Source organism: Streptomyces sp. NA04227 (assembly GCF_013364195.1).
In the GTDB taxonomy this organism is placed as follows: Bacteria; Actinomycetota; Actinomycetes; order Streptomycetales; family Streptomycetaceae; genus Streptomyces.
This window is the reverse complement of sequence record NZ_CP054918.1, coordinates 4671358-4692173: the sequence shown is the minus strand read 5'-3', so window position 1 is coordinate 4692173 and position 20816 is coordinate 4671358. Positions and strand designations below refer to the sequence as shown.

Annotated in this window: 21 protein-coding genes and 1 pseudogene; 12 read left to right on the top strand and 10 right to left on the bottom strand. The window is 69.9% G+C overall.

Annotated features, from left to right (window positions below; all coding sequences use genetic code 11):
- Positions 1-618 precede the first annotated feature (618 nt).
- The 6 genes and pseudogenes from HUT18_RS20035 to HUT18_RS20010 all read left to right on the top strand — a co-directional run bounded on the left by HUT18_RS20035 (position 619) and on the right by HUT18_RS20010 (position 6222).
- On the top strand, positions 619-1566 hold the full coding sequence (locus tag HUT18_RS20035; protein ID WP_176101975.1) for an A/G-specific adenine glycosylase: 948 nt from the start codon (positions 619-621) through the stop codon (positions 1564-1566).
- A gap of 354 nt (positions 1567-1920) precedes the next feature.
- Positions 1921-2508 (top strand): SigE family RNA polymerase sigma factor, encoded by a 588-nt coding sequence (locus HUT18_RS20030; protein ID WP_254878717.1) that lies wholly within the window; start codon positions 1921-1923, stop codon positions 2506-2508.
- Positions 2496-3113: a hypothetical protein gene (locus HUT18_RS20025; RefSeq protein WP_176101974.1), complete on the top strand. Its 618-nt coding sequence runs from the start codon at positions 2496-2498 to the stop codon at positions 3111-3113. Before HUT18_RS20030 ends, HUT18_RS20025 begins: the two co-directional genes overlap by 13 nt.
- A 75-nt stretch (positions 3114-3188) precedes the next feature.
- Complete coding sequence (gene cseB / locus HUT18_RS20020) at positions 3189-3902, top strand: two-component system response regulator CseB (RefSeq protein WP_176101973.1); 714 nt, start codon at positions 3189-3191, stop codon at positions 3900-3902.
- A gap of 77 nt (positions 3903-3979) precedes the next feature.
- A pseudogene (gene cseC / locus HUT18_RS20015) lies at positions 3980-5293 on the top strand (two-component system sensor histidine kinase CseC); the annotation flags it as partial.
- Positions 5294-5790: 497 nt separating this feature from the next.
- The gene (locus HUT18_RS20010) at positions 5791-6222 is read left to right on the top strand and encodes a VOC family protein (protein ID WP_176104674.1); all 432 of its coding nucleotides are present in this window, start codon (positions 5791-5793) and stop codon (positions 6220-6222) included.
- Positions 6223-6365: 143 nt separating this feature from the next.
- Here HUT18_RS20010 and HUT18_RS20005 read toward each other — a convergent pair whose 3' ends face one another.
- Complete coding sequence (locus HUT18_RS20005; protein WP_176101972.1) at positions 6366-7874, bottom strand: DUF4246 domain-containing protein; 1509 nt, start codon at positions 7872-7874, stop codon at positions 6366-6368.
- A 163-nt stretch (positions 7875-8037) separates the two neighbouring features.
- Here HUT18_RS20005 and HUT18_RS20000 point away from each other — a divergent pair, with 163 nt between their 5' ends.
- Together HUT18_RS20000 and HUT18_RS19995 are read left to right on the top strand one after the other, a co-directional pair.
- The gene (locus tag HUT18_RS20000; protein ID WP_176101971.1) at positions 8038-8373 is read left to right on the top strand and encodes a helix-turn-helix transcriptional regulator; all 336 of its coding nucleotides are present in this window, start codon (positions 8038-8040) and stop codon (positions 8371-8373) included.
- Position 8374: 1 nt separating this feature from the next.
- Positions 8375-9097, top strand: a complete 723-nt coding sequence (locus tag HUT18_RS19995) for a cation transporter (protein WP_176101970.1) — start codon at positions 8375-8377, stop codon at positions 9095-9097.
- A gap of 103 nt (positions 9098-9200) precedes the next feature.
- On the opposite strand, the gene HUT18_RS19990 is transcribed toward HUT18_RS19995, so the two are convergent.
- From HUT18_RS19990 to HUT18_RS19975, 4 genes are all read right to left on the bottom strand, one after another.
- A complete protein-coding gene (locus HUT18_RS19990) occupies positions 9201-9440 on the bottom strand; it encodes a DUF397 domain-containing protein (RefSeq protein ID WP_254878716.1) in 240 nt (79 codons plus the stop codon).
- A gap of 52 nt (positions 9441-9492) precedes the next feature.
- Positions 9493-9693 (bottom strand): DUF397 domain-containing protein, encoded by a 201-nt coding sequence (locus HUT18_RS19985; RefSeq protein WP_176101969.1) that lies wholly within the window; start codon positions 9691-9693, stop codon positions 9493-9495.
- Between the two features lie 81 nt (positions 9694-9774).
- Positions 9775-9978: a DUF397 domain-containing protein gene (locus tag HUT18_RS19980; protein WP_217710573.1), complete on the bottom strand. Its 204-nt coding sequence runs from the start codon at positions 9976-9978 to the stop codon at positions 9775-9777.
- A gap of 44 nt (positions 9979-10022) precedes the next feature.
- Positions 10023-10889: a helix-turn-helix transcriptional regulator gene (locus tag HUT18_RS19975; RefSeq protein ID WP_176101967.1), complete on the bottom strand. Its 867-nt coding sequence runs from the start codon at positions 10887-10889 to the stop codon at positions 10023-10025.
- A 296-nt stretch (positions 10890-11185) separates the two neighbouring features.
- On the opposite strand from HUT18_RS19975, the gene HUT18_RS19970 reads away from it, so the two are divergent.
- Both HUT18_RS19970 and HUT18_RS19965 read left to right on the top strand, forming a co-directional pair.
- The gene (locus tag HUT18_RS19970; protein WP_176101966.1) at positions 11186-11632 is read left to right on the top strand and encodes an ATP-binding protein; all 447 of its coding nucleotides are present in this window, start codon (positions 11186-11188) and stop codon (positions 11630-11632) included.
- A complete protein-coding gene (locus HUT18_RS19965; protein WP_176101965.1) occupies positions 11629-12039 on the top strand; it encodes a hypothetical protein in 411 nt (136 codons plus the stop codon). The genes HUT18_RS19970 and HUT18_RS19965 overlap by 4 nt, the downstream gene beginning before the upstream one ends.
- A gap of 95 nt (positions 12040-12134) precedes the next feature.
- Here HUT18_RS19965 and HUT18_RS19960 read toward each other — a convergent pair whose 3' ends face one another.
- Positions 12135-13718: an MDR family MFS transporter gene (locus tag HUT18_RS19960; RefSeq protein ID WP_176101964.1), complete on the bottom strand. Its 1584-nt coding sequence runs from the start codon at positions 13716-13718 to the stop codon at positions 12135-12137.
- A gap of 219 nt (positions 13719-13937) precedes the next feature.
- Here HUT18_RS19960 and HUT18_RS19955 point away from each other — a divergent pair, with 219 nt between their 5' ends.
- A complete protein-coding gene (locus HUT18_RS19955; RefSeq protein ID WP_176101963.1) occupies positions 13938-14510 on the top strand; it encodes a TetR/AcrR family transcriptional regulator in 573 nt (190 codons plus the stop codon).
- Between the two features lie 108 nt (positions 14511-14618).
- Here HUT18_RS19955 and HUT18_RS19950 read toward each other — a convergent pair whose 3' ends face one another.
- Together HUT18_RS19950 and HUT18_RS19945 are read right to left on the bottom strand one after the other, a co-directional pair.
- A complete protein-coding gene (locus HUT18_RS19950; protein WP_254878715.1) occupies positions 14619-15362 on the bottom strand; it encodes a M23 family metallopeptidase in 744 nt (247 codons plus the stop codon).
- A gap of 628 nt (positions 15363-15990) precedes the next feature.
- A complete protein-coding gene (locus tag HUT18_RS19945; protein WP_176101962.1) occupies positions 15991-16197 on the bottom strand; it encodes a hypothetical protein in 207 nt (68 codons plus the stop codon).
- A 435-nt stretch (positions 16198-16632) separates the two neighbouring features.
- Between HUT18_RS19945 and HUT18_RS19940 the strand changes: the two genes are divergently transcribed.
- Entirely contained in the window at positions 16633-18876 is a 2244-nt protein-coding gene (locus tag HUT18_RS19940) for a UvrD-helicase domain-containing protein (RefSeq protein WP_254878714.1), read from the top strand.
- Between the two features lie 102 nt (positions 18877-18978).
- Here the strand turns inward: HUT18_RS19940 and HUT18_RS19935 are convergent, their stop codons facing one another.
- Together HUT18_RS19935 and HUT18_RS19930 are read right to left on the bottom strand one after the other, a co-directional pair.
- Positions 18979-19677: a copper homeostasis protein CutC gene (locus tag HUT18_RS19935; RefSeq protein WP_176101961.1), complete on the bottom strand. Its 699-nt coding sequence runs from the start codon at positions 19675-19677 to the stop codon at positions 18979-18981.
- A 424-nt stretch (positions 19678-20101) separates the two neighbouring features.
- Positions 20102-20776 carry a maleylpyruvate isomerase family mycothiol-dependent enzyme gene (locus HUT18_RS19930; RefSeq protein WP_176101960.1) on the bottom strand — a complete coding sequence of 225 codons (675 nt, stop codon included), beginning with the start codon at positions 20774-20776 and terminating at the stop codon, positions 20102-20104.
- Between the last annotated feature and the right edge of the window lie 40 nt (positions 20777-20816).

Genomic DNA, 20816 nt, shown 5'->3' with positions numbered 1-20816 from the left:
GGTGGCGCCGGGTCACCTTTTCCTCCCGTACCCCGACAAAAGACCGGCTGTTCATCCACCCGCCCCCTGCCGTGCGCGGCACGCCGGGCACCTCGTGCGAGACATGTCACCCGCCTTGCGACACACGTCACTTCGCCGCGCACGCCGCACACGCTGGTCAGCGGGCTTAACTTCCGCGAGGTCATCGGTTAAAAACCGGACGGCCGAGTTGTCTTGCTTTCCGTGCGGACCAGGACCAGATTCCCGGACGTGGCGCTCCCCACAAGCGCCACCGGGCCGAGACCGGCGAGCGGACGTGTCCTGCATACGCACTCCCCCAAGCTCTTCGAGCAGTTCGAGCAGGGGGTGCCCCCAGGGGCCGTGCACCGGACGACGTTTTTGAACGCCGCCCGCCGGTCCGCCCGTCCAGACCGGACGCCGCGGTGCCCGCGGGGGAGCCCCCGTGCCGTCCGCCCGCTGTCCGCCGCCCGCCCGGGCGCGCGGCGGCGGGCACTCACCTCCGCCTTCGACTGCCGGCTTCGACCGCCGACTCCGACTGCTCCGCCCGGGGTGTTGCCGCGCCCGCAGCGGCGTGCGTCTGACGTCCGGGCCGCCGCGCGTGGCAGGATCGGCCGTGCCATGACTGCGCCAACGAAGCCCTTGCAGAGCACAGCTGCCGAAACACCCAGCGCGCACCGCGCACTTCACGAACCAGTGATCACGTGGTTCGAGGACAACGCTCGCGACCTGCCGTGGCGGCGCCCCGAAGCGGGCGCCTGGGGAGTGATGGTCAGCGAGTTCATGTTGCAGCAGACCCCCGTCGCCAGGGTGCTGCCCGTGTACGAGCAATGGATGACCCGCTGGCCCCGCCCCGCCGACCTCGCCGAGGAGGCACCCGGCGAAGCCGTGCGCGCCTGGGGCCGCCTCGGCTACCCGCGGCGTGCGCTGCGGCTGCACGGGGCCGCGCTGGCCATAACGGAACGCCACGGCGGCGACGTACCCGCCCAGCACGCGCAGCTGCTCGCGCTGCCCGGCATCGGCGAGTACACGGCCGCGGCGGTGGCCTCCTTCGCGTACGGGCAGCGGCATGCCGTACTGGACACCAATGTGCGCCGGGTCTTCGCGCGTGCGGTGACCGGCAGCCAGTACCCGCCCAACGCGACCACGGCCGCCGAACGCCGCCTCGCCCGCGCGCTGCTGCCCGAGGACGAACACACCGCCTCCCGCTGGGCGGCCGCGTCGATGGAGCTGGGCGCGGTGGTGTGCACCGCGCGCAACGAGAACTGCGGCGGCTGCCCGATCTCCGAGCACTGCGCCTGGCGGCTGGCCGGAAAACCGGAACACGTCGGCCCGCCGCGGCGCACCCAGGCCTACGCGGGCACCGACCGCCAGGTGCGCGGCAAACTCCTCGCCGTACTGCGCGAGTCCTCCGGCCCGGTGCCGCGCCAGGTACTGGAACGCGTCTGGGACGACCGCATCCAGCGCGCCCGCGCACTCGACGGCCTGGTCGCCGACGGCCTGGTCGAACCCCTCCCGGGCGGCCTGTACCGCCTGCCGACCCGTACCCCTGGCGGCCCCGTCCGCTGAGCCGAAGGCCCCGGCCCGGCCTCCCTGAGGCCGGGCACCGGCCCGCGCTCAACCACTCGTCCCGCCTTCCCTTGCGGCCTCTTTTCGGCGTCGCCTTCGGTCTCTTCTCGGCTTCGCCTTCGCCTCGCGGCAGCATTTCCTTCACCGGCCCGCCGCATCCGGATTCCCTCCCTTTCCGTGTTTCCGGCGCCCCGTTTCCGGCTTCATCCGGTTTCCGCCTGCCGTTACACAACCGACGGCTGCCCGTGCGTCGGCCGCGCGCTCGTCCGCACAGCGCCGTGACAACGCCTCCGTAGCGTCCTTCCCGTACCGGCGAGGTACCAGCGATTCGGACGGCGAACCGGAGGGGTTTCAGTGGCGCAGGGAGAGGTGCTCGACTTCGAGGAGTACGTCCGCACGCGGCAGGACGCTCTGTTGCGCAGCGCCCGCCGGCTGGTGCCCGACCCGGTGGAGGCCCAGGACCTCCTGCAGACCGCTCTGGTCCGCACCTACGGGCGCTGGGACGGCATAGCCGACAAGCGGCTGGCGGACGCCTATCTGCGCCGCGTCATGATCAACACCCGTACGGAGTGGTGGCGCGCCCGCAAGCTGGAGGAGATCCCGACCGAGCAGCTGCCCGAGTCGAGCGTCGAGGACAGCAGCGAGCAGCAGGCCGACCGTGAGCTCCTGCGCGACGTGATGACGGTGCTCGCACCGAAGCAGCGCAGTGTCGTGGTGCTGCGACACTGGGAGCAGATGTCGACCCAGGAGACCGCTGCCGCGCTCGGCATGTCGGCGGGTACCGTCAAGAGCACGCTGCACCGCGCACTCGCCCGGCTCCGCGAGGAGCTGGAGCGCAGGGACGCCGGGGTGGGGCGCGAGCGGGGCGTCCGCGAGGAACACGGCGAACACTGCGACATCGGCAGTGTCGGGGATGAGGAAGCTGAACGGTGCGCGGCCTAGTACCGAAATCGGGAGTGGCGGCGAGTGCGACCACGGTCGTGCTCGCCGCTGTCGGCGTCCTGGTGACCGGCTGCGGCACCGACGGCACGGGCGTCCGTGACGAGGGTCCGGTGCGCAGCAGCAGCGAGCCCGTCTCGCGGTCCAGGACCCCGTCCTCCTCGAAGGTCGACGCGGTGGAACTGGTCCGCAGGGACCCGAAGGTCGACCGGCAGATCCGCCAGGACCTGGAGCCCTGCGGCGACGAGGGCAAGTACCCGGTCGACGTCAGCTACGGCAAGCTCACCGGCGGCCGCTCCGACGACGTCGTGGTCAACGTCATGACCTGTGGTGACGCGGTCGGCATCGGTACGTACGTCTACCGCTTCGTGGACGGTAAGTACGTCCACGTCTTCGAGACCGAGACGCCGCCGGTGTACGCGGAGATCGACAACGGCAAGCTCGTCGTGACCCAGCAGTTCTACGGAGAGAACGACCCGGTCTCCTACCCGTCCAGCGAAGAGGTCCTCACCTACGGGTGGGCCGACGGACGCTTCACGGTGCGGGGCAGAAGCCAGACCGACTACAGCAATGTGGTCGGCGACCCGCAGAACCCGGCCGGGAACTGACCCCGGTCACCGACCCGGACACAACCGCCCGGACCGACCCGACCCCGGAACAGAGAAGCAGAACGGCAGCCAGCGATGAACCAGCAGACGCACGTCCTGTTCGTCGAGGACGACGACGTCATCCGTGAGGCGACCCAACTCGCCCTGGAGCGGGACGGATTCAGCGTGACCGCGGTCGCCGACGGACTGCACGGTCTGGAGTCCTTCCGCGCGGTACGGCCCGACATCGCCCTGCTCGACGTGATGGTGCCGGGCCTGGACGGGGTGAGCCTGTGCCGCCGCATCCGGGACGAGTCCACGGTGCCGGTGATCATGCTCTCGGCGCGCGCCGACTCCATCGACGTCGTCCTCGGCCTGGAGGCGGGCGCCGACGACTACGTCACCAAGCCGTTCGACGGTGCCGTACTGGTCGCCCGTATCCGCGCCGTGCTGCGCCGCTTCGGGCACGCGGGCGGGGCCGCCGCCCGGGACACCGACCGGCCCGCCGAGGAACCGGCCGGGTCCGGGACGCTGCGCTTCGGCGAGCTGGAGATCGACACCGAGGGCATGGAGGTCCGGCGCGCGGGCGCGCTGGTCTCGCTGACACCGACCGAGATGCGACTGCTCCTGGAGTTCTCGCGGGCGCCAGGCACCGTACTGTCCCGGGACAAGCTCCTGGAACGCGTCTGGGACTACGGCTGGGGCGGTGACACCCGGGTCGTCGACGTCCATGTGCAGCGGCTGCGGACCAAGATCGGCCAGGACCGCATCGAGACGGTCCGCGGCTTCGGCTACAAGCTGCGGGGCTGAGCGGACGTGACACGTACCGAAGACGGCACCGGTGACGGCGACAGGCAGTCCGGCGTGAGGAGGCGCAGGTGAGGAAGATGCGGGGCCGGATCGCGGCCCGGGTACGCGCCTCGCTGCGCGGCGGGCTGCGCTGGAAGATGAGCGCGGCCATCGCGCTGGTCGGCGCCTTCGTGGCGCTGGCGCTCAGCCTGGTGGTGCACAACGCCGCCCAGGTGTCGATGCTGGACAACGCCCGCGACATGCAGGACGAGCGGATCCAGTACGCCCAGCGGATCTACGAGAACAGCGGCCGTGAGCAGTTCGGCGCCAGCATCGACGACAAGGCGATGCCCGGCGAGCTGCGCAAGCGCGCCGAGGCCGGGCGCCGGGTCACCTATGTCACGGCCTCCGGCGCGCCGGACATCTGGGCCGCCGTGCCGCTCGCCGACGGCCGCGTCCTGTCCGTGCACAGCCCCTTCCCCGACCGCAACGCGACCGTGCTCAACGACCTCGACCGCGCCCTGTGGATCGGCTCGCTCTCGGTCGTGCTCGGCGGCTGCGCGCTCGGCGTCCTCATCGGCGGCCAGCTCTCGCGCCGCCTGCGCAAGGCCGCCACCGCGGCGCGAGAGGTCGCGCAGGGCGAGTCCGAGGTACGGGTACGGGACGCCATAGGCGGAGTCGTACGCGACGAGACCGACGACCTGGCCCGTGCCGTTGACGGTATGGCCGACGCGCTACGGCAACGCCTGGAGGCCGAACGCCGGGTCACCGCCGACATCGCGCACGAGCTGCGCACCCCGGTGACCGGCCTGCTCACGGCCGCCGAACTGCTGCCGCCCGGCCGCCCGAGCGAACTGGTCAAGGACCGCGCGCAGGCGCTGCGCACACTCGTCGAGGACGTACTCGAAGTGGCCCGCCTGGACAGCGCGGCCGAACGGGCCGAGCTCCAGGGCATCCTGCTCGGCGAGTTCGTCTCCCGGCGGATCGGCACCTCCGACGCCAATGTCACCGTCCATGTCGTACGGGAGTCGGAGGTCGTCACCGACCCCCGGCGCCTGGAACGCATACTCGGCAACCTGCTCGCCAACGCGGCGCGGCACGGGGCGCCGCCGGTCGAGATCACCGTCGACGGGCGGATGGTGCGGGTGCAGGACCACGGTTCCGGTTTCCCCGAGGAACTGCTCGCCGAGGGCCCGAGCCGGTTCCGCACCGGCAGCAAGGACCGGGCGGGCCGCGGCCACGGCCTGGGACTCACCATCGCCGCCGGACAGGCCCGCGTCCTCGGCGCCGAGCTCACCTTCCGCAACGTACGACGGCCCGGCGCACCCGAGGACGCCCCCGCCCAGGGCGCGGTCGCGGTGCTGTTCCTGCCCGAGCACGCGCCGACGAGCACCGGGAGTTTCCCGATGCTGCCGCCGGCGGAGAAGTGCGGGAAGTCCGGGAAGTCTGGGACGTCTGGGACGTCTGGGACGTCTGGGACGTCTGGGAAGTCCGCTGCGGCGTCCGGCTCCCGCAAGGGGCAGAAGGACGGGCGGGACGGGCGGTTGAAGCGGAAGGGCGCGGACAACGGCGTGGGCCCGGGGGCGGGCACAGGTACGTCCGGTATGAAGTCGGCGCGGCCGGTGGCGGGGGCCACGAGGGAGGGGCGTAACGGGAGTACCGGGAGTCCCGGGAGTACCGGGACTACTGCGGCGCCGCCCGTACCCGACGGGTCTGCCGGGGCGATGGTGGACAGGGCCGCCGGCAGGACCGGAGACCGGGCCAGTCGGTAGTCCAGGTCAGGGCATCGACGTCAGGGCATCGACACTTCCGAGTGTCGAAAATGCGGCACCGGCTTCGTCCCAGGGGTACCAGTAGCCGGAACGGACTGCGCGACCGACCAAGGAGCACCCCCGTGACGATTCAGCGGATGGACAACGTAGGCATCGTCGTCGACGACCTGAAGGCTGCCGTCGCCTTCTTCACCGAGCTCGGCATGGAGCTGGAAGGCGAGGCGGAGATCGAGGGAATCGCGGCGGACCGGATGGTCGGCCTCGACGGTGTCCGCAGCGCCATCGCGATGATGCGCACCCCGGACGGCCACGGCAAGCTGGAGCTGACGAAGTTCCACGCCCCCGCGGCGATCACCACCGGACCGCTGAACCCGCCGCCCCACACGCTGGGCCTGCACCGTGTCATGTTCGCCGTCGACGACATCGACGACACGATCGCCCGCCTGCGCCGCCACGGCGCCGAACTCCTCGGCGAGGTGGCGGAGTACGAGAACGTCTACCGACTCTGCAACCTCCGCGGCCCCTCGGGAATCATCGTCGCTCTGGCCGAACGGATCGGGCCTCAGTAATCGCTCGTCGGACGGGCGCGTCCGATCGACCAGCCAGCCAGCCAGCCAGTCGAAGAGACGCGCCCTGGCCCAGCCCCCAACACCCCATGCTTCAGCCGGACTTCAAGGGTCCACGTGGTCCAGGTCCTCCACGCTGCCCAGGCTCAGTGCTCGCAGAGGGAGAACTCCCGCTCGTAGAGCTCCTCGTTGTGCTCGGCGACGAAGAACTTGCGTTCCCGCATCAGTTCCTCGCGGTAGCCCTTGGCCTGCTCCAGCGTCATGGTCGAGGTGTCGGACCACGGCTGTTGCGGCGGCACATCGGAGGTGGAGACGATCGTTTCCGACGGGTCGACCAGGAAGAACGCGAGGATCTTGCGGTGCCCCGGCCGGGTCGGGTCGGTCAGGCGGAACGAGCCGACGCGGTGCTGCAGGACGTTCGGGAACGCGAGGCAGCGACCGGCCGAGGTCGACACCGATCCGAGGTCCTGGTTCAGCTGGTCCTCGTCCTCCAGGCCGTAGACCTCACGCACACCGTTGTCGTCGTTCTGTTCGTAGCTCGGGTCGTCGAGTGCCGCCCGGAAGCCCAGCGTGCTCTCGGTGATGTTCTCGCTGTCCCAGTAGTAGATCCCGGTCGAGACGATCCGCTCGTTCAGCATCCCCTCGACGTGCCAGGAACCGCCGTCGTACTCCGGCTTGTCCGGGGTGAGTTGAATCGTGGCGAGCTTGACGATGACCTGGAGTCGACGGCCGCGCAGGTCTATTCGGGCGGAGTCCTCGGGCACCTCGGGCGGGGTGAAGTCCGGCGCGTCCGGGACGACCGGGCAGCGGTTCTCCCACCAGTCGTCCTGGGCCGCTTCATAGGTACGGACGGCTTCTTGGTAGGCCGCGTCATCGCTGTAGGAGTCCTTGTCCGGATACTCCGGCTCCGAGTCGTACCACCCGTAGGGATCGGCCTCGATCCGCAGCGGCCGCGGATGGCGCAGATCGGTGAGCACGTTCTCGAACAGCGGGCGCATACGCGCGAACAACTCCGGCAGTACGGCGGCCAGTTCGCGGTGATCCTCGGGGTGCACGTTGTTCACGTACGACCGGAAGACGACCTCGCCGTCCTCGCGGACGTCGACGTCCGTGGGCAGCCACTGGAACTTCTCCGAGAACTCGTACCGCGCGTAGCGGTTCGTCGGATTCCGCCAGGCCCGCTCGGGCCCGCCGCTCACCCCGTTCACCAGGCAGAACAGCGAGGGATGAACGAGATCGAGCACCTGCCCGTCGGACCCGGGGTGCCAGTCCTTCTCCGCCTCGGGAACCTCCTCCAGAACCCGGACCGCCTCCCGCAGCCGGGACCCGAGAGAGTCCTCGACCAGTGCGTCCGAGTGCCACACGCCGTCGACGGTGGACACCTCGATGCCGGTGCGCTCGTCCCGCAGCGCGGCGTAATGCGCGAGTTCGGCGAGTACGTAGCGCACCTGCGCTTCGGTGAGGCCTTGGGCGATCGCTTCCCGCGTCCACTTGGCGACGATGTCGGCGTCGTTCCTCTTCTCGAACCACCCCGGCTTCGCCCGTATGTGAGCGCTGCACTCCATCATCTGGAGTTCCCTCAGCGTTCGGGGTGTCGCGAACCCGGTGGAACGGGACGACTGAAAGGGCAGCGGGAAAGCGGTCAGGGCGGTCAACTCTCTTGTTCCTCACGGTCGGTGATCGATGGTGGGGAGAGTACTGGGGAGCACTGACAGAACCTGTGCGCGCTCTGGGCGGGCCGGGCTGTGCTGGGCTGGGCTGGTGGGCGCCGATCGGTTCACGCTTCTCTGAATTCAGGATCACGTGTACTTTCGTGCCGTGCTTTCCGTTGCCACCGACATCGAGGTGCTGGCCCGATTCGGCCGCGCGCTCGCCGACCCGATCCGCTGCCGCATCCTGCTCGCCCTGCGCGACGCCCCGGCCTACCCTGCCGACCTCGCCGACGCGCTCGACATCTCCCGCACCCGGCTGTCGAACCACCTGGCATGTCTGCGTGACTGCGGCCTGGTAGTCACCGCCCCCGACGGCCGCCGCACCCGCTACGAGCTCGCCGACGAACGCCTCGGCCACGCACTCGACGACCTGCGCACCGCCGTGGTCGCCGTCGAGACCGACCGCACCTGCCCCGACGCCGACGAGAAGGGCTGCTGCTGACATGACCGCCGAGATATCCGTATCCCTCGGCCCCTCCCCGGCCCGCCGCGACGCGCTTGCCCGCCGGATACGCCTCTTGGTCGCCGCGACGATCACCTACAACGTCATCGAAGCGATCGTCGCCCTCACCGCCGGCGCCCGCGCCTCCTCCACCGCCCTGATCGGCTTCGGCCTCGACTCCGTCATCGAGGTCTCCTCCGCCGCTGCGGTGGCCTGGCAGTTCTCCGCCCGCGACCACGCCGCACGCGAGGCGCGCGAGCAGCGCACCCTGCGGATCATCGCCGTCTCCTTCTTCGCCCTCGCCGCATACGTCACCTTCGACGCAGCCCGCGCCCTGACCGGCACCGGCGAGGCCGAACGCTCCGTCCTCGGCATCGTCATCGCCGCGCTCTCCCTCGCGGTCATGCCCTTCCTGTCCGCCGCCCAGCGTCGTACCGGCCGCGAACTCGGCTCCGCCTCCGCGGTCGCCGACTCCAAGCAGACCCTCCTGTGCACCTATCTGTCCGCCGTACTCCTGGTCGGCCTGCTCCTCAACGCCACTCTCGGCTGGTCCTGGGCCGACCCCATCGCCGCCCTCGTCATCGCCGCCATCGCCGTGAAGGAAGGCCGCGACGCCTGGCAGGGCAAGGGCTGCTGCGCACCCCCGGCCGCCGCCATGGGCGCCCCGCTGAACGAGACGGATGATGCGTGCGGCTGTCGGCCTGGCTGCGACTGCTGCGGCTAGCCCACGGTCCGTCACTGGGTCCAGCGGGTGCCCTTGGATAGCAATCGGCCCCGCCATACCTCCAACTCAGGGGCGCGACGGGGCCGTTGCGGCGCTCGGAAGGTCAGACAGTACCGAGGTGACCGGCTTTGACGCCTGCCACGAACGACGAGAACGCGTCAACGTGAACGCCCAGGACAGGACCGCTCGGGTTCTTGGAGTCACGGACGGGAACCATGCCGCACGAAGCGACGAGGTTGATGGAGACCTCGACGCACTGGCCCGCATTACCGCCGCTGTACGACGACTTCCGCCAGTCGGCACCGGGGAGATCGGTCGACCTCAGGCTCCTGTTGTTGACCACTTCCGCTTTCCTTCCAGGTGAGGCAAGAGCAGGCTGTTCGCAGACGCCTTGATCAGACCTCGAAGGTGGCAGCGAACGTAGCGAAACCAGCGAACGCGGCGGGTTCAACCAGCAGAGCCGGTCCGTCCGGTTCCTTCGAATCACGCACGGCGACAGCAGCAAGGGACGACCGACGAAGGTCGGCAATCTCGATGCACTGCTCTCCGCCGCTGGAGTACGAGGACTTGAACCATCGGGGAGATTCGATTGCCATTACGCGCCCCTTCCCATAGCCATCGGTCCCGCTGCACCCCCAACTCCGAGACGCGACGCGACCGTTGTAGTGCTCAGACGATCAGAAAGTGCCCAACTGCCCAGCCTTGACGCCCGCCACGAAGGACGAGAAGGCGTCGGCGGGGATGCCAAGGGCAGGGCCGTTGGGGTTCTTGGAGTCACGGACGGGGACCATGCCATGCGAAGCGACGAGGTTGGCAGCGACCTCGATACAGTTGTCTTCGCCGCCGCTGTACGAGGATTTGAACCAGTCCGCGCCAGTCAACTCATCGGCATGAACGAGCTTGGCACGGGACGGAGTTGAGCTGGTCACGAGTATTTCTCCTCCAGGATCGTTTTGATGACTTCCCGCGATGTGTCCGTGGGAAGGGCTGCGGCGACGATGCGTTCAAACGCATTCTCGAACACCTTCACATCGCTGCGATCTTCCATGAACGAGCCACCGCGGATGCTTTCAAGCTGGACGAGAGGCGGCCACGGGGGCGGGAACTCAACCAGGTTGAAGAGACCAAGAAGGCCGGGGTGGGAGGCCACCGGTGTCGGCATGACTTGGATGGTGATGTGGGGCCGGTCGGAGAGATACAACAGGTGTCGAAGCTGCTCCCTCATGGCTTCGGGGTTGTTCGGGAACTCATGCCGCAGGACCTCCTCGTTGATCACCGCATAGAACTTCAGCGGATTCGGGCGGCTCAGTACAGACTGGCGGGCCAACCGGACGTTGACTCGCGCCTCGATTTCCTCGGGGGTGCGAGTGGTGGTCGCCGCGATGACCTCACGTGCGTACGGGGCGACTTGGAGTAGGCCGGGCATGACAGTCGGGGCGTAGAAGCGGACTCCGACCGCGTCGGACTCGATGCTGATGTAGTCGGTGTACGCGTTGGCGAGCGTGTCGCCGTAGGGCGCCCACCAGCCTGCTTTGCCTGCGTCACGGGCCAGTCCCGCGATGGCGGTGATCAGGGACTCGTCGGTGACGCCATAGCCGCTCAGCAGCGGGGCGACGTCTTTCTGCGGAAGGTGTGCCCGCGCGTTCTCGATCTTGCTGAGTTTGGTGTGGTCGTCCCACCCCATGCGCGTGGAAGCCTCTTCGAGGGTCTGCCCGGCCTTGTTGCGGCAGTCACGGAGCAAAGCGCCAAGACGGCGGCGTCGAAGGGTGGGCTTCGCCCGCTGGTTCGGCATGTTCTGTTTCCTGCCTTCCGGGTGACGATCTGCCCTCTGTAGGTGCGCAGTTGGAACCGTCGGGTTGCATTCTGCCGCCCTGCGGGGCGCACGTCGATGGGCACAGAGGTTCAGTACGTGGGTTTTTAGGTGCACAGGTTGCGCACCCATGGTGCACACGTGCATTCTGCCAATGGCGGTGACTCCATGTCAGTCAGTCATCAACTGGCCGTAGTCGCTCGTCAGTTCAGCCGCGCCCTGTCACCACGCCCCTGGGCGACAAGACGCGCTCCCCACCCTGAGAGTGAGGCCGCGACATGACCACGATCACCCCAGCGCAGTCCACCGGGGACAGCAGTCCCGCCAAGGCAGTCACCTACCAATACCCCCGCCACCGCCGAAACGTCGCCCACGCCCGCGACGCCCTCCGCCGCCAACTCGCTCTCTGGCGCGTGAACGGTGAAGTAGCGGACACCGCAGTCCTGTTGCTCTCCGAACTGGCCACCAACGCGATCTGCGCGAAGACGACACCCGGCCGCGAGATCCTGGTCCGCTTCGAACTGAAGGGTCCGGAACTGCGTCTCGAAGTCTCGGACGCAAGCGACGAGAAGCCCCTGCCGAGGGAGGCGGGACCCGAGGAGGAGTCCGGCCGAGGGCTGGCCCTGGTGACCGCGCTCGCCGACTCCTGGGGCGTCGCACCACGTCTCGGGGTCGGCAAGACCGTATGGGCGTGCCTGCTGTTGGCGGAGGCGGCCACCCCGTGACGCTCACACACGAGACTCCTCTACGCGACCGGGTACGCGGCACCTACAGCGTCCGTCTCACGGCCCACACCCCCGGCGGCCTCCGCATCCCGCTCGGCGAGCACCGCACCAACTCCCCACGCGCAGCCCTGCGTTGGCTCCACGCACGCGCCCAGCACCTCGCGGACCAACTCGCCCCTCACTACGCCCACCCCGTACAGTCCTGGGCAGCCGACGCGGAAGAACACGCCTGGGCACTCGGCTGCGTAGCCCTCGGAGAGCCCTACCTCTTCTGCGCGAGAGACGAGGACGGCACCCGCTACGTCTTCACGGCACAGACCAGCACCTACCAACTGCCGTCCCCCGCACGGAAGTTCCCCTCGATAAGCACCACTTGGGGCAGAGGCGTCATGCGCCTTGTGAAGTAACCGCGCTGCCCGTCGCCAGCTGTCTTTAGTTCTGCGCTGCAGACACACGCCAAACTAAAAATCTCCTGTACTTACGCGACTCCGAAGCCGCCTCCTCAGCCCGCCGCTCCCCCTGCGGCCTCCCCCGAAGGCTGCTGCCCAGGAGCCGACCCCCGCAACGGCACCTCCTTCACAAAGAACGACGCCACAAGCACCACAACCGAGACAGCCGCCCCGAGCAGGAACGCGGCATGCGTGCCCGAGGACACCGCGTGCTGGTACGCCTCGCGCGCCACGTCGGGGAGCTTGGCCAGGCTGGCGGCGTCGAGTTGGGCCGACTGCTCGGTGACCTTGCCGCCGACGGCGCCCGCACGGTCGGTCATGACCTGCTCGACGCGGTCGTTGAACAGCACGCCCATGAGCGCGACACCGAAGGAGGAGCCGAGGGTGCGGGTCAGGGTGGCGGTCGACGAGGCGACGCCCATGTCCTTCATCTCCACGCTGTTCTGCGCGACGAGCATGGTGATCTGGGTCAGCGCACCGAGTCCCGCACCGAGCACGGCCATGTACAGGCTGGCGGTGAGGCGGCTGGTGCCGGTGTCCATCTGGGCGAGCAGCAGCGAGCCCGCGATCAGCAGGGCGCCGCCGGCCATCGGGAACACCCGGTACCTGCCGGTCTTGGTGGTCACCCGGCCGGCTATCAGCGAGACCACCAACATGCCGCTGAGCAGCGGGAGCAGGAGCAGACCCGAGTTGGTCGCGGAGGCTCCCTGCACCGACTGCTGGAACAGCGGCAGGAAGAGCACCGCGCCGAACATCACGAAGCCGGTGACGAAGCTGATCACGCTCATCAGCGCGAAGTTGCGGTTGCGGAAGAGGTGCAGCGGGATGATCGGCTGCACGGTCCGCTTCTGTACGAAGACGAAGCCGACCAGGGCGGTCACGCCGAGCGCGATCAGCTCCATGATCATCGGCGAGGACCAGGCGTACTCGGTGCCGCCCCAGGTGGTGACCAGGACGATGGCGGTGATGCCGACGGTCAGCAGTGCGGCGCCGAGGAAGTCGATCCGGCCCTCGGCGCGCTTCTTGGGCAGGTGCAGTACGGCCGAGACGGCGAAGAAGGCGACGGCACCCAGGGGCAGGTTGAGGTAGAAGGACCAGCGCCAGCCGAGGTGGTCGGTGATCGCGCCGCCGGCCAGCGGGCCGCCGACCATCGCGACGGCCATCACCGCGGCGAGCAGCCCCTGGTACTTGCCGCGCTCCCGGGGCGGTACGAGCTCGCCGATGATCGCCATGACTCCGACCATCAGGCCGCCCGCGCCCAGGCCCTGGACCGCGCGGAAGCCGATGAGCTGGCCCATGTCCTGGGCCATGCCGCTGAGTGCCGAGCCGATCAGGAAGACCACGATCGAGGTCAGGAACATGCCCTTGCGGCCGTACATGTCGCCGAGCTTGCCCCAGATCGGGGTGGAGGCCGCGGTCGCCAGGGTGTAGGAGGTCACCACCCACGACAGGTGCTCCATGCCGCCGAGTTCGCCGACGATCGTGGGCATCGCGGTGCCGACGATCATGTTGTCCAGCATCGAGAGCATGATCGCGATCATCAGCGCGAGCAGGACGACGTACATGTTGCGGGGCTTTTCCCCGTCCGGTGCCGGGGCCCGCCCCGCCACCGGGGCCTGCTGCTGTGTCTGAGCCATCTTCCGCTCCCCCCTGGGCGGCGGACGCGGGCCCGAGGGACGCAGCGTGCACGCACTTGCCGACTTACTTGCCGCCCGGCTAGTTGATTGCACGGTGAACGTAGCGGCCCAACTTGCCGGGCGTCAAGTAAGTTGGATTCCGGCCGTACGCTCAGGGTCCGCCCCGCACCGCAGGCCGTACGTACCGCCCGAAGACCCAGCACCCGAGGAGCAGCCAGGATGGGCACCCACCCGCAGCGCCGCACGGACACGCGGCAGCGCATCCAGGACGTGGCCCTCGAACTCTTCGCCGAGCAGGGCTACGAGAAGACCTCACTCCGGGAGATCGCCCAGCTCCTGGACGTCACCAAGGCGGCGCTCTACTACCACTTCAAGACCAAGGAAGACATCCTGATCAGCGTCTTCCAGGATCTGACGGGCCCGATCGACGAGCTGGTCGCCTGGGGCAAGACCCAGGAGCCGACCCTGGAGTTCAAGAAGGAGCTGCTGCGCCGCTACAGCGCGGCGCTCAACGACGCGGCCCCCCTCTTCCGCTTCATGCAGGAGAACCAGGCCGCGCTGCGGGACCTGAAGATCGGCGAGATCTTCAAGGACCGGGTACGCGCGCTGCTCGGCGTACTGCGCGACGAGCAGGCGCCGCTGACCGACCAGGTCCGCTGCGTCAGCGCGCTGTACACGCTGCACGCCTCGATGTTCCTGCTGACGGACGTCGAAGGCGACCCCGAGGACAAGCGGAGCGCTTCCCTCGAGGTCGCCATCGATCTGGTGACTCAGGCGCACGAGCACGCCTGAGCGCACCCTGCCCTGTTGCTGCTGTGAAGGTGTTGTTCCCGCCCCCGGGCTACGGACGTATCCGTGCCCGGGCGCCGGTCCCCGCCTGCTCGCGGGCGGGCAGGCCGGTCAGAGCGACAGACCCTCGCCGCGCAGGAACTGGACCGGGTTGACGGCGGTGCCGTAGTTCGGGGTGGTCCGGACCTCGAAGTGCAGGTGGGGACCGCTGGAGTTGCCGGTGTTGCCGGACTTGGCGATGTGCTCGCCGGTCTTGACGGTCTCACCGATGCTCACGTCGATCCGCGACAGGTGCGCGTACTGCGAGTAGGTGCCGTTGCCGTGCTTGATCACGATCGCGTTGCCGTACGCCGGGCCGTCGCCGCCGCCGTTGGGACCGGCCTTGACCACGGTGCCGCCGTGCACGGACTTGACGTCGGTGCCGACCGGAACGGCGAAGTCCTGGCCGGAGTGCTTCTGCGACCACATGTTGCCGCCGAGACCGAAGCTCGCGGACAGCTCGTACTTCTTGACCGGGCTGACCCAGGAAGCGGGCTTCTTGGGCGCGGCCTTCTTCGGGGCCGACTTCCGCTCGGCCTTGCGCTCGGCCTTCTTCTCGCCTCGCTCGGACTTCGCGTCCTTCTTGGCCTTCGCGGCCTTCTCGGCCTTCTGACCGGCCTTGGCCTGGGCCTCGGCCTGCTCCTTCACCGCGGTGGCGGTGGAGGTCGCAGCGGTCACGTCCTTGGCACCGTCGTCGGCCGCGACAGCGATACCGGCGCCCATGGCGGCGGTGACGCCCATACCGGCGGCGAGTACGGCCGCACGGGTACGGATCGGGGTCGAACCAATGCCGGGGAACATGGCGCGCTTCGTCATTCGGGCTTACCTCCTGCATGAGCGGACCCGGTGCGAATGCCTCGTACCGGGCAGGGCCCAACCTTGGTAACCCAGACCGGACATCCGACTCAAACGTGTGATCTACGATGCCGAGCCGTAGCAGAAGGGGATGATTTACGCCCCTTGACAGGCGCTTTGGTTCATCGGGCAACAAAGCCCGGTGCTGTCCTCGGGACCTTGCTGCGTCGCACGTCAGAGCTGTGCGATCCGGATGTGCCAGTCGTCCCGAGGCGCTCCGGGACTTCCGGACCCAAGGTCCCGAGGCCCCGCGGGCCGAAGGTCCCGGCCCTCGAATGACCCTCATCCACTACCGCGCCTAGTGGACTCCGAGGGGCCTGTGCCGCTTGTCACTGGGCACCTTGATCAACAGGGGGCGGGGAGTGACCGGGGCCACCTGGAATCGGGGGGCGGGGAGGGCGTTCCGAAGACGATCCGGAGGCGTTCCGGGGGCTTGCGGAGTCCGTCCGGAGTCATTGCGCTCTCCTTCCGGGGGAGGAGAGCGGGGTTCGCCGGGTGGAGGGGCAGCGCCCGTGGTCGGCGCCGGGGTGGAGAGGCGGGCGCCGAGCTGGCGCAGGGAGGAAGAGAGGGCGGGGGGCGAGCGGCGCGGTCAGCGCAGTCGTACGCCCGCTTCCTCCGCGTACTTCGCGTGGTCGCCGAGGACCAGGACGCCGAAGGCGGTGCCGGTGAAGACCTTCACCGCGTGCAGGGCGCCGCCCTTGCGGCGGGGGCGGGCTGCCGCGGGGTCCGCCGTGCAGCCCGTGCGGCGGGCCGGGTACGGGGCGGCGGAGACGGAGGCGATGCTGGCGCTGGTCATGACTCCATCCTCGGATCCGTGACGTGCGCGGACATCGCCTCGCGGGCTGATTCGACGGCCCGGCCGACTCGTCCCCCGGGCCGGTGTCCCTCCACCCAGCGGCCGAGGGCGCCCCTAGGGTCCGCGCGCCCCCTTGTGCCACCACGAATCCATCCCCCGAAAAACAGTTGGCAGCCTCTCCGTCGCCTGTCCTAGAATCGCCGACTTCCCCGCCTCCCTAGCGGAGCGCCGCCACCCGGACGGAAACCGGGCGGCAGCTCACGGCGGTGCCCACCCCGGGACCACCCGATGGGCACCCCTAGGGGCCGACCGCACGTACGCCGAGCACCACCGTCGGCATCGGCCCCGAGCCCGTACGTCCCTCACGAGCGGACCGCGCCCGGTATCCCAGGGCCGCGGCCCGCTGCCCTGCGCGCTTACGGAGGCCCCAGCACCGTGCCCGGTACCGGCAACCCCATCGACCCCGCCCTCGACGACCCCCTCGGCCGCGAGCGCGACCACCTCGCCTCCTCCCGCGCCGCGCTGCGCGCGATGCGCGAGGACGTCGAGGGCCTGGACATCCGCGACGTCACCGCGAACTGGGTCAACGCCGCGGTCCTCCAGCGCCAGATCACCGACCGCATCAAGGCACTCGCCGACCTCGCCCACACCCCGCTCTTCTTCGGCCGGCTCGACTACCTCCACGCACCCGGCACCTGCCCCGCCGAACGCACCGCCGTCGCTGACGACACGGACGCCGACGACGACACCCGGCTCTACATCGGGCGACGCCACGTGCACGACGCGGCGGGCGACCCGATGGTGATCGACTGGCGGGCGCCGGTCTCGCAGCCGTTCTACCGGGCCTCGAAGAAGGACCCGATGGACGTCGCACTGCGGCGCCGCTTCGGGTACACGGGCGGCGACCTCACCGCGTACGAGGACGAGCACCTGATGGACCCGGCCGAGGAGGCGCGGACCAGCAAGCTGCTCCAGGCGGAGATCGAGCGGCCGCGCGTCGGACCGATGCGCGACATCGTGGCGACCATCCAGCCGGAGCAGGACGAGATCGTCCGCAGCGACCTCGGCGGCACCGTCTGTGTGCAGGGCGGCCCCGGTACCGGAAAGACGGCGGTCGGGCTGCACCGGGTGGCCTATCTCCTCTACGCCCACCGCGAGCGGCTCGCCCGTACCGGCACCCTGGTCATCGGGCCGAACCGGTCCTTCCTCCAGTACATCGAGCAAGTCCTGCCCGCACTCGGCGAGTTGGAGGTCCAGCAGGCCACCGTGGACGAGCTGGTCACCAAGATCGCGAAGGTCGAGGTGCGCGGCACCGACAGCGCGGCGACCGCGCTGGTGAAGGGCGACGCCCGGATGGCGGAGGTGCTGCGGCGCGCGGTGCGCTCCCACGTCACGCCGCCCACCGAGCCCCTCGTGGTGGTCAGGGGCTCGCGCCGCTGGCGCATCCCCGCCTACGAAGTCGAGGAAATCGTCCGGGAGTTGCTCGACCGCGACATCCGCTACGGGGCGGCGCGCGCCGCGCTGCCGCAGCGCCTGGCCCACGCCGTCCTGGTACGGATGGAGCAGCAGGGCGAGGCGCCCGACGACCGGGTGCAGGACTCGGTGGCCCGCAACGCGGCGGTGAAGGCGGCGGTCAAGGAGATCTGGCCGGTCGTCGACCCGGCCAAGCTGGTACTGCGCCTGCTCGCCGAACCGGAGTTCCTGGCCGAGCACGCCGAGGGCCTGCTGAGCGCCGAGGAGCAGCGGGCGCTGCTGTGGGAGCGCCCCGCGCGCAGCGTCCGTACGGCCAAGTGGTCGGCCGCCGACACCGTACTCATCGACGAGGCAGCCGACTTGGTCGAGCGCACGCCCTCGCTCGGCCATGTGGTGCTCGACGAGGCGCAGGACCTCTCGCCCATGCAGTACCGGGCCGTGGGGCGCCGTTGCAGCACCGGCTCCGCGACCGTGCTCGGCGACCTGGCACAGGGCACCACCCCCTGGGCCACGCGGACTTGGGACGAGGCCCTGGCACACCTCGGCCAATCAGGCGCGCTGATCGAGGAGTTGACGGCGGGCTTCCGCGTACCGCGTGAGGTCATCGCCTACGCCTCGCGCCTGCTGCCCTCCATCGCCCCCGACCTCGCCGAGGTCAACTCGGTGCGGGAATCGCCGGGTTCACTGTCGGTACGACGGGTGACCGTCGCCTCGGACGACGCCGCCATCGCGGACGACGACGCCACCTCGCTCACCGGCCCCCTCTCCGCCGCGCACCTGGACGCACTCGACGCCGAGGTGCTCGCCGCCTGTGCCGAAGCGCTGGGCCACGAGGGCTCCACGGGGCTCATCGCGGCCGACGCCCGCATCCCCCGCCTGGCAACTGCCTTGGAACAGGCGGGAATCCCGTACCTCTCCCCCGGCGAGGAGACCACCCCTGACGTCCGTCTGACGCTGGTCCCGGCCTCCCTCGCCAAGGGCCTGGAGTACGACTTCGTGGTGCTCGACGAGCCCGCCGCCGTGGTCGCGGGCGAGCCCGACCAGCGCACCGGCCTGCGCCGTCTGTACGTCGCCCTGACCCGGGCGGTGTCCGGCCTCGCCGTACGCCATCTCGCCGAACTGCCGCCGCAGCTCCTGCTCCCGGAGGACGGGGAGGAGCCGCGAGGAGGGGAGCGCCTCGGGTCGGTCGCGGTGAACGCCGTCTGAGGCAGGCCCGACAGAGTCCATCGTCTGATGCGGACCACCTCGCCCCGAACCCCGCCGGAGTCCGCCGTCTGATGCGGACCCGACGGGATCCGCCTCGGCCGCTCAAGTGTCCAGCGTGCGGCGCCAGTTGAGGACCGTGTCGGTGTGCACCGGTCCGTCCCAGCCGTGGGGGCGGGCCGCGGTGCCGATGTGGAAGCCGTTGACACCGGCGGCGAGGAGGCGGGGCATGTGGTCGAGGCGCAGGCCGCCGCCGACCAGGATGTGCTGCTCGTAGCCGGGTTCGCCGCGCTGCATGGCCTCCGCGAGCAGGACGGACATGCCGTCGTCGACGCCGGTCGGCGAGCCGGCGGTCAGATAGGTGTCGAGCCCGGGCAGCGGTGCGACGGCGACGCGCAGGGCGTGCCGGTCGACGGCCTGGTCCAGGGCGCGGTGGAACGTCCAGCGGCAGCCGTCGAGTTCGGCGAGCAGGAGGTCGAGCGCCTTCAGGTCCGGTCCGCCCGTGGCGTCGAGGAACCCGAGCACGAACTCCTCGGCGCCCACGGCACGCAACTCCCTTGCCCGCGCGACGAGTTCGTCCTGCTCGCGGGAGTCACCCACACCGAAGCCGGGCCGCAGCCGCAGCATCACACGGACCGGGATCCGGACCGCCTCGCGCACGGCCGCGAAGGTCTCGCGGGAGGGGGTCAGACCGTCGGCGGCCATGTCGGTCACCAGCTCCAGCCGGTCCGCGCCGCCGCGTTCGGCGGCGCGGGCGTCGGTCGCGTCGAGGGCGATCACCTCGAGGACGGCACTGCTGCTCATGGCACTCCACTGCTTCCGGGCTGCCGAACTGTCTCGGCGGCGAACTGCGCGGTCACCGGCCCGCGCACCCGCCGCCCCCGCGGCTTTCGCGGGTCCTGCGGGTGCAGGGGTCTGTCGCTCCCGGCCCTCCGAGCGCACGGCCACGCCGTGCGTCCGAGTCCGTGATCACCACACGAATAGGTCTAGTCCAGTACGGCAACCGGAAACAAGCACCGAATGGTCAAAGCCCCCGGCGGACAAAAGTACGAAACCGGGGCGCGAGGGAAAATTCCCGCGCCCCGGCACTCCCGTACGCCCTCATGCGCCCGCGCGCACGCGTACGCCGCGCGCGGCTCGCACGCCCAAGCACACCCGCACGCACCCCCACCAGGGCAACACCCAAGCCCAAGCCCAAGCAGGGGGTGCTGGAAGGGAGTTGGCCTTCTCAGCCGAAGATGAAGAGCTCCGCTTCCCTCGCCCCCACCAGTTCGTACCGCGTGCCGGTCAGCGGGCGTCCCGCGTAGAGCCGTACGAGCGTGGCGGCGTCGCCCAGGTAGCGGGCGGGCGGGCGTTCACCGGTGGGCTCGCCGAGGAGCAGGGGTTCGTCGTGGTCGTCCAGGTCGGCGTGGAGCGGGACGTGCTTCCTCTCGCGGGAGCTGCGTCCCAGCAGGCGCAGGGCGGCGGGCAGTCCCGCGCCCGCGTACGCCCCGGGTTCGCCGAAGGCCTCGCGTACATCGCCCGCGTGGATCCACTCGCCGAGGGCGATGATGTCCATCGCCCCGTCCGACGCGGCGACGACGGGACCGGCCTCGGTCATCCCCTGTTCCAGTTCGTCGAGAATGCGGGCGAGAGGCCAGTCGGCCCGCTCGGCGATGTCACGGTCGTTGCCCTCGGGCGTGAACACCCCTTCCTCGTAACGGTTTTCCACCACCCGCATCAGGGCGGAGGAGCAGTGCGCGAGCACATGGCGCACGGTCCAGCCGGGACAACAGGTGCGCAGGGCGAAGTCGTTCTCGGGTCGTTCGCGCAGCAATGGCAGCAGCGCGTCGCGCTCGGTCCGCAGGAGCCGGCCGGGAAGTTCGGGGTCACGTTCTTCGTGTACGGCGACAGCAGCAGTCATACGGCCACGCTAGGGCCTGTCGAGGAGGGGGCCCGGCGGG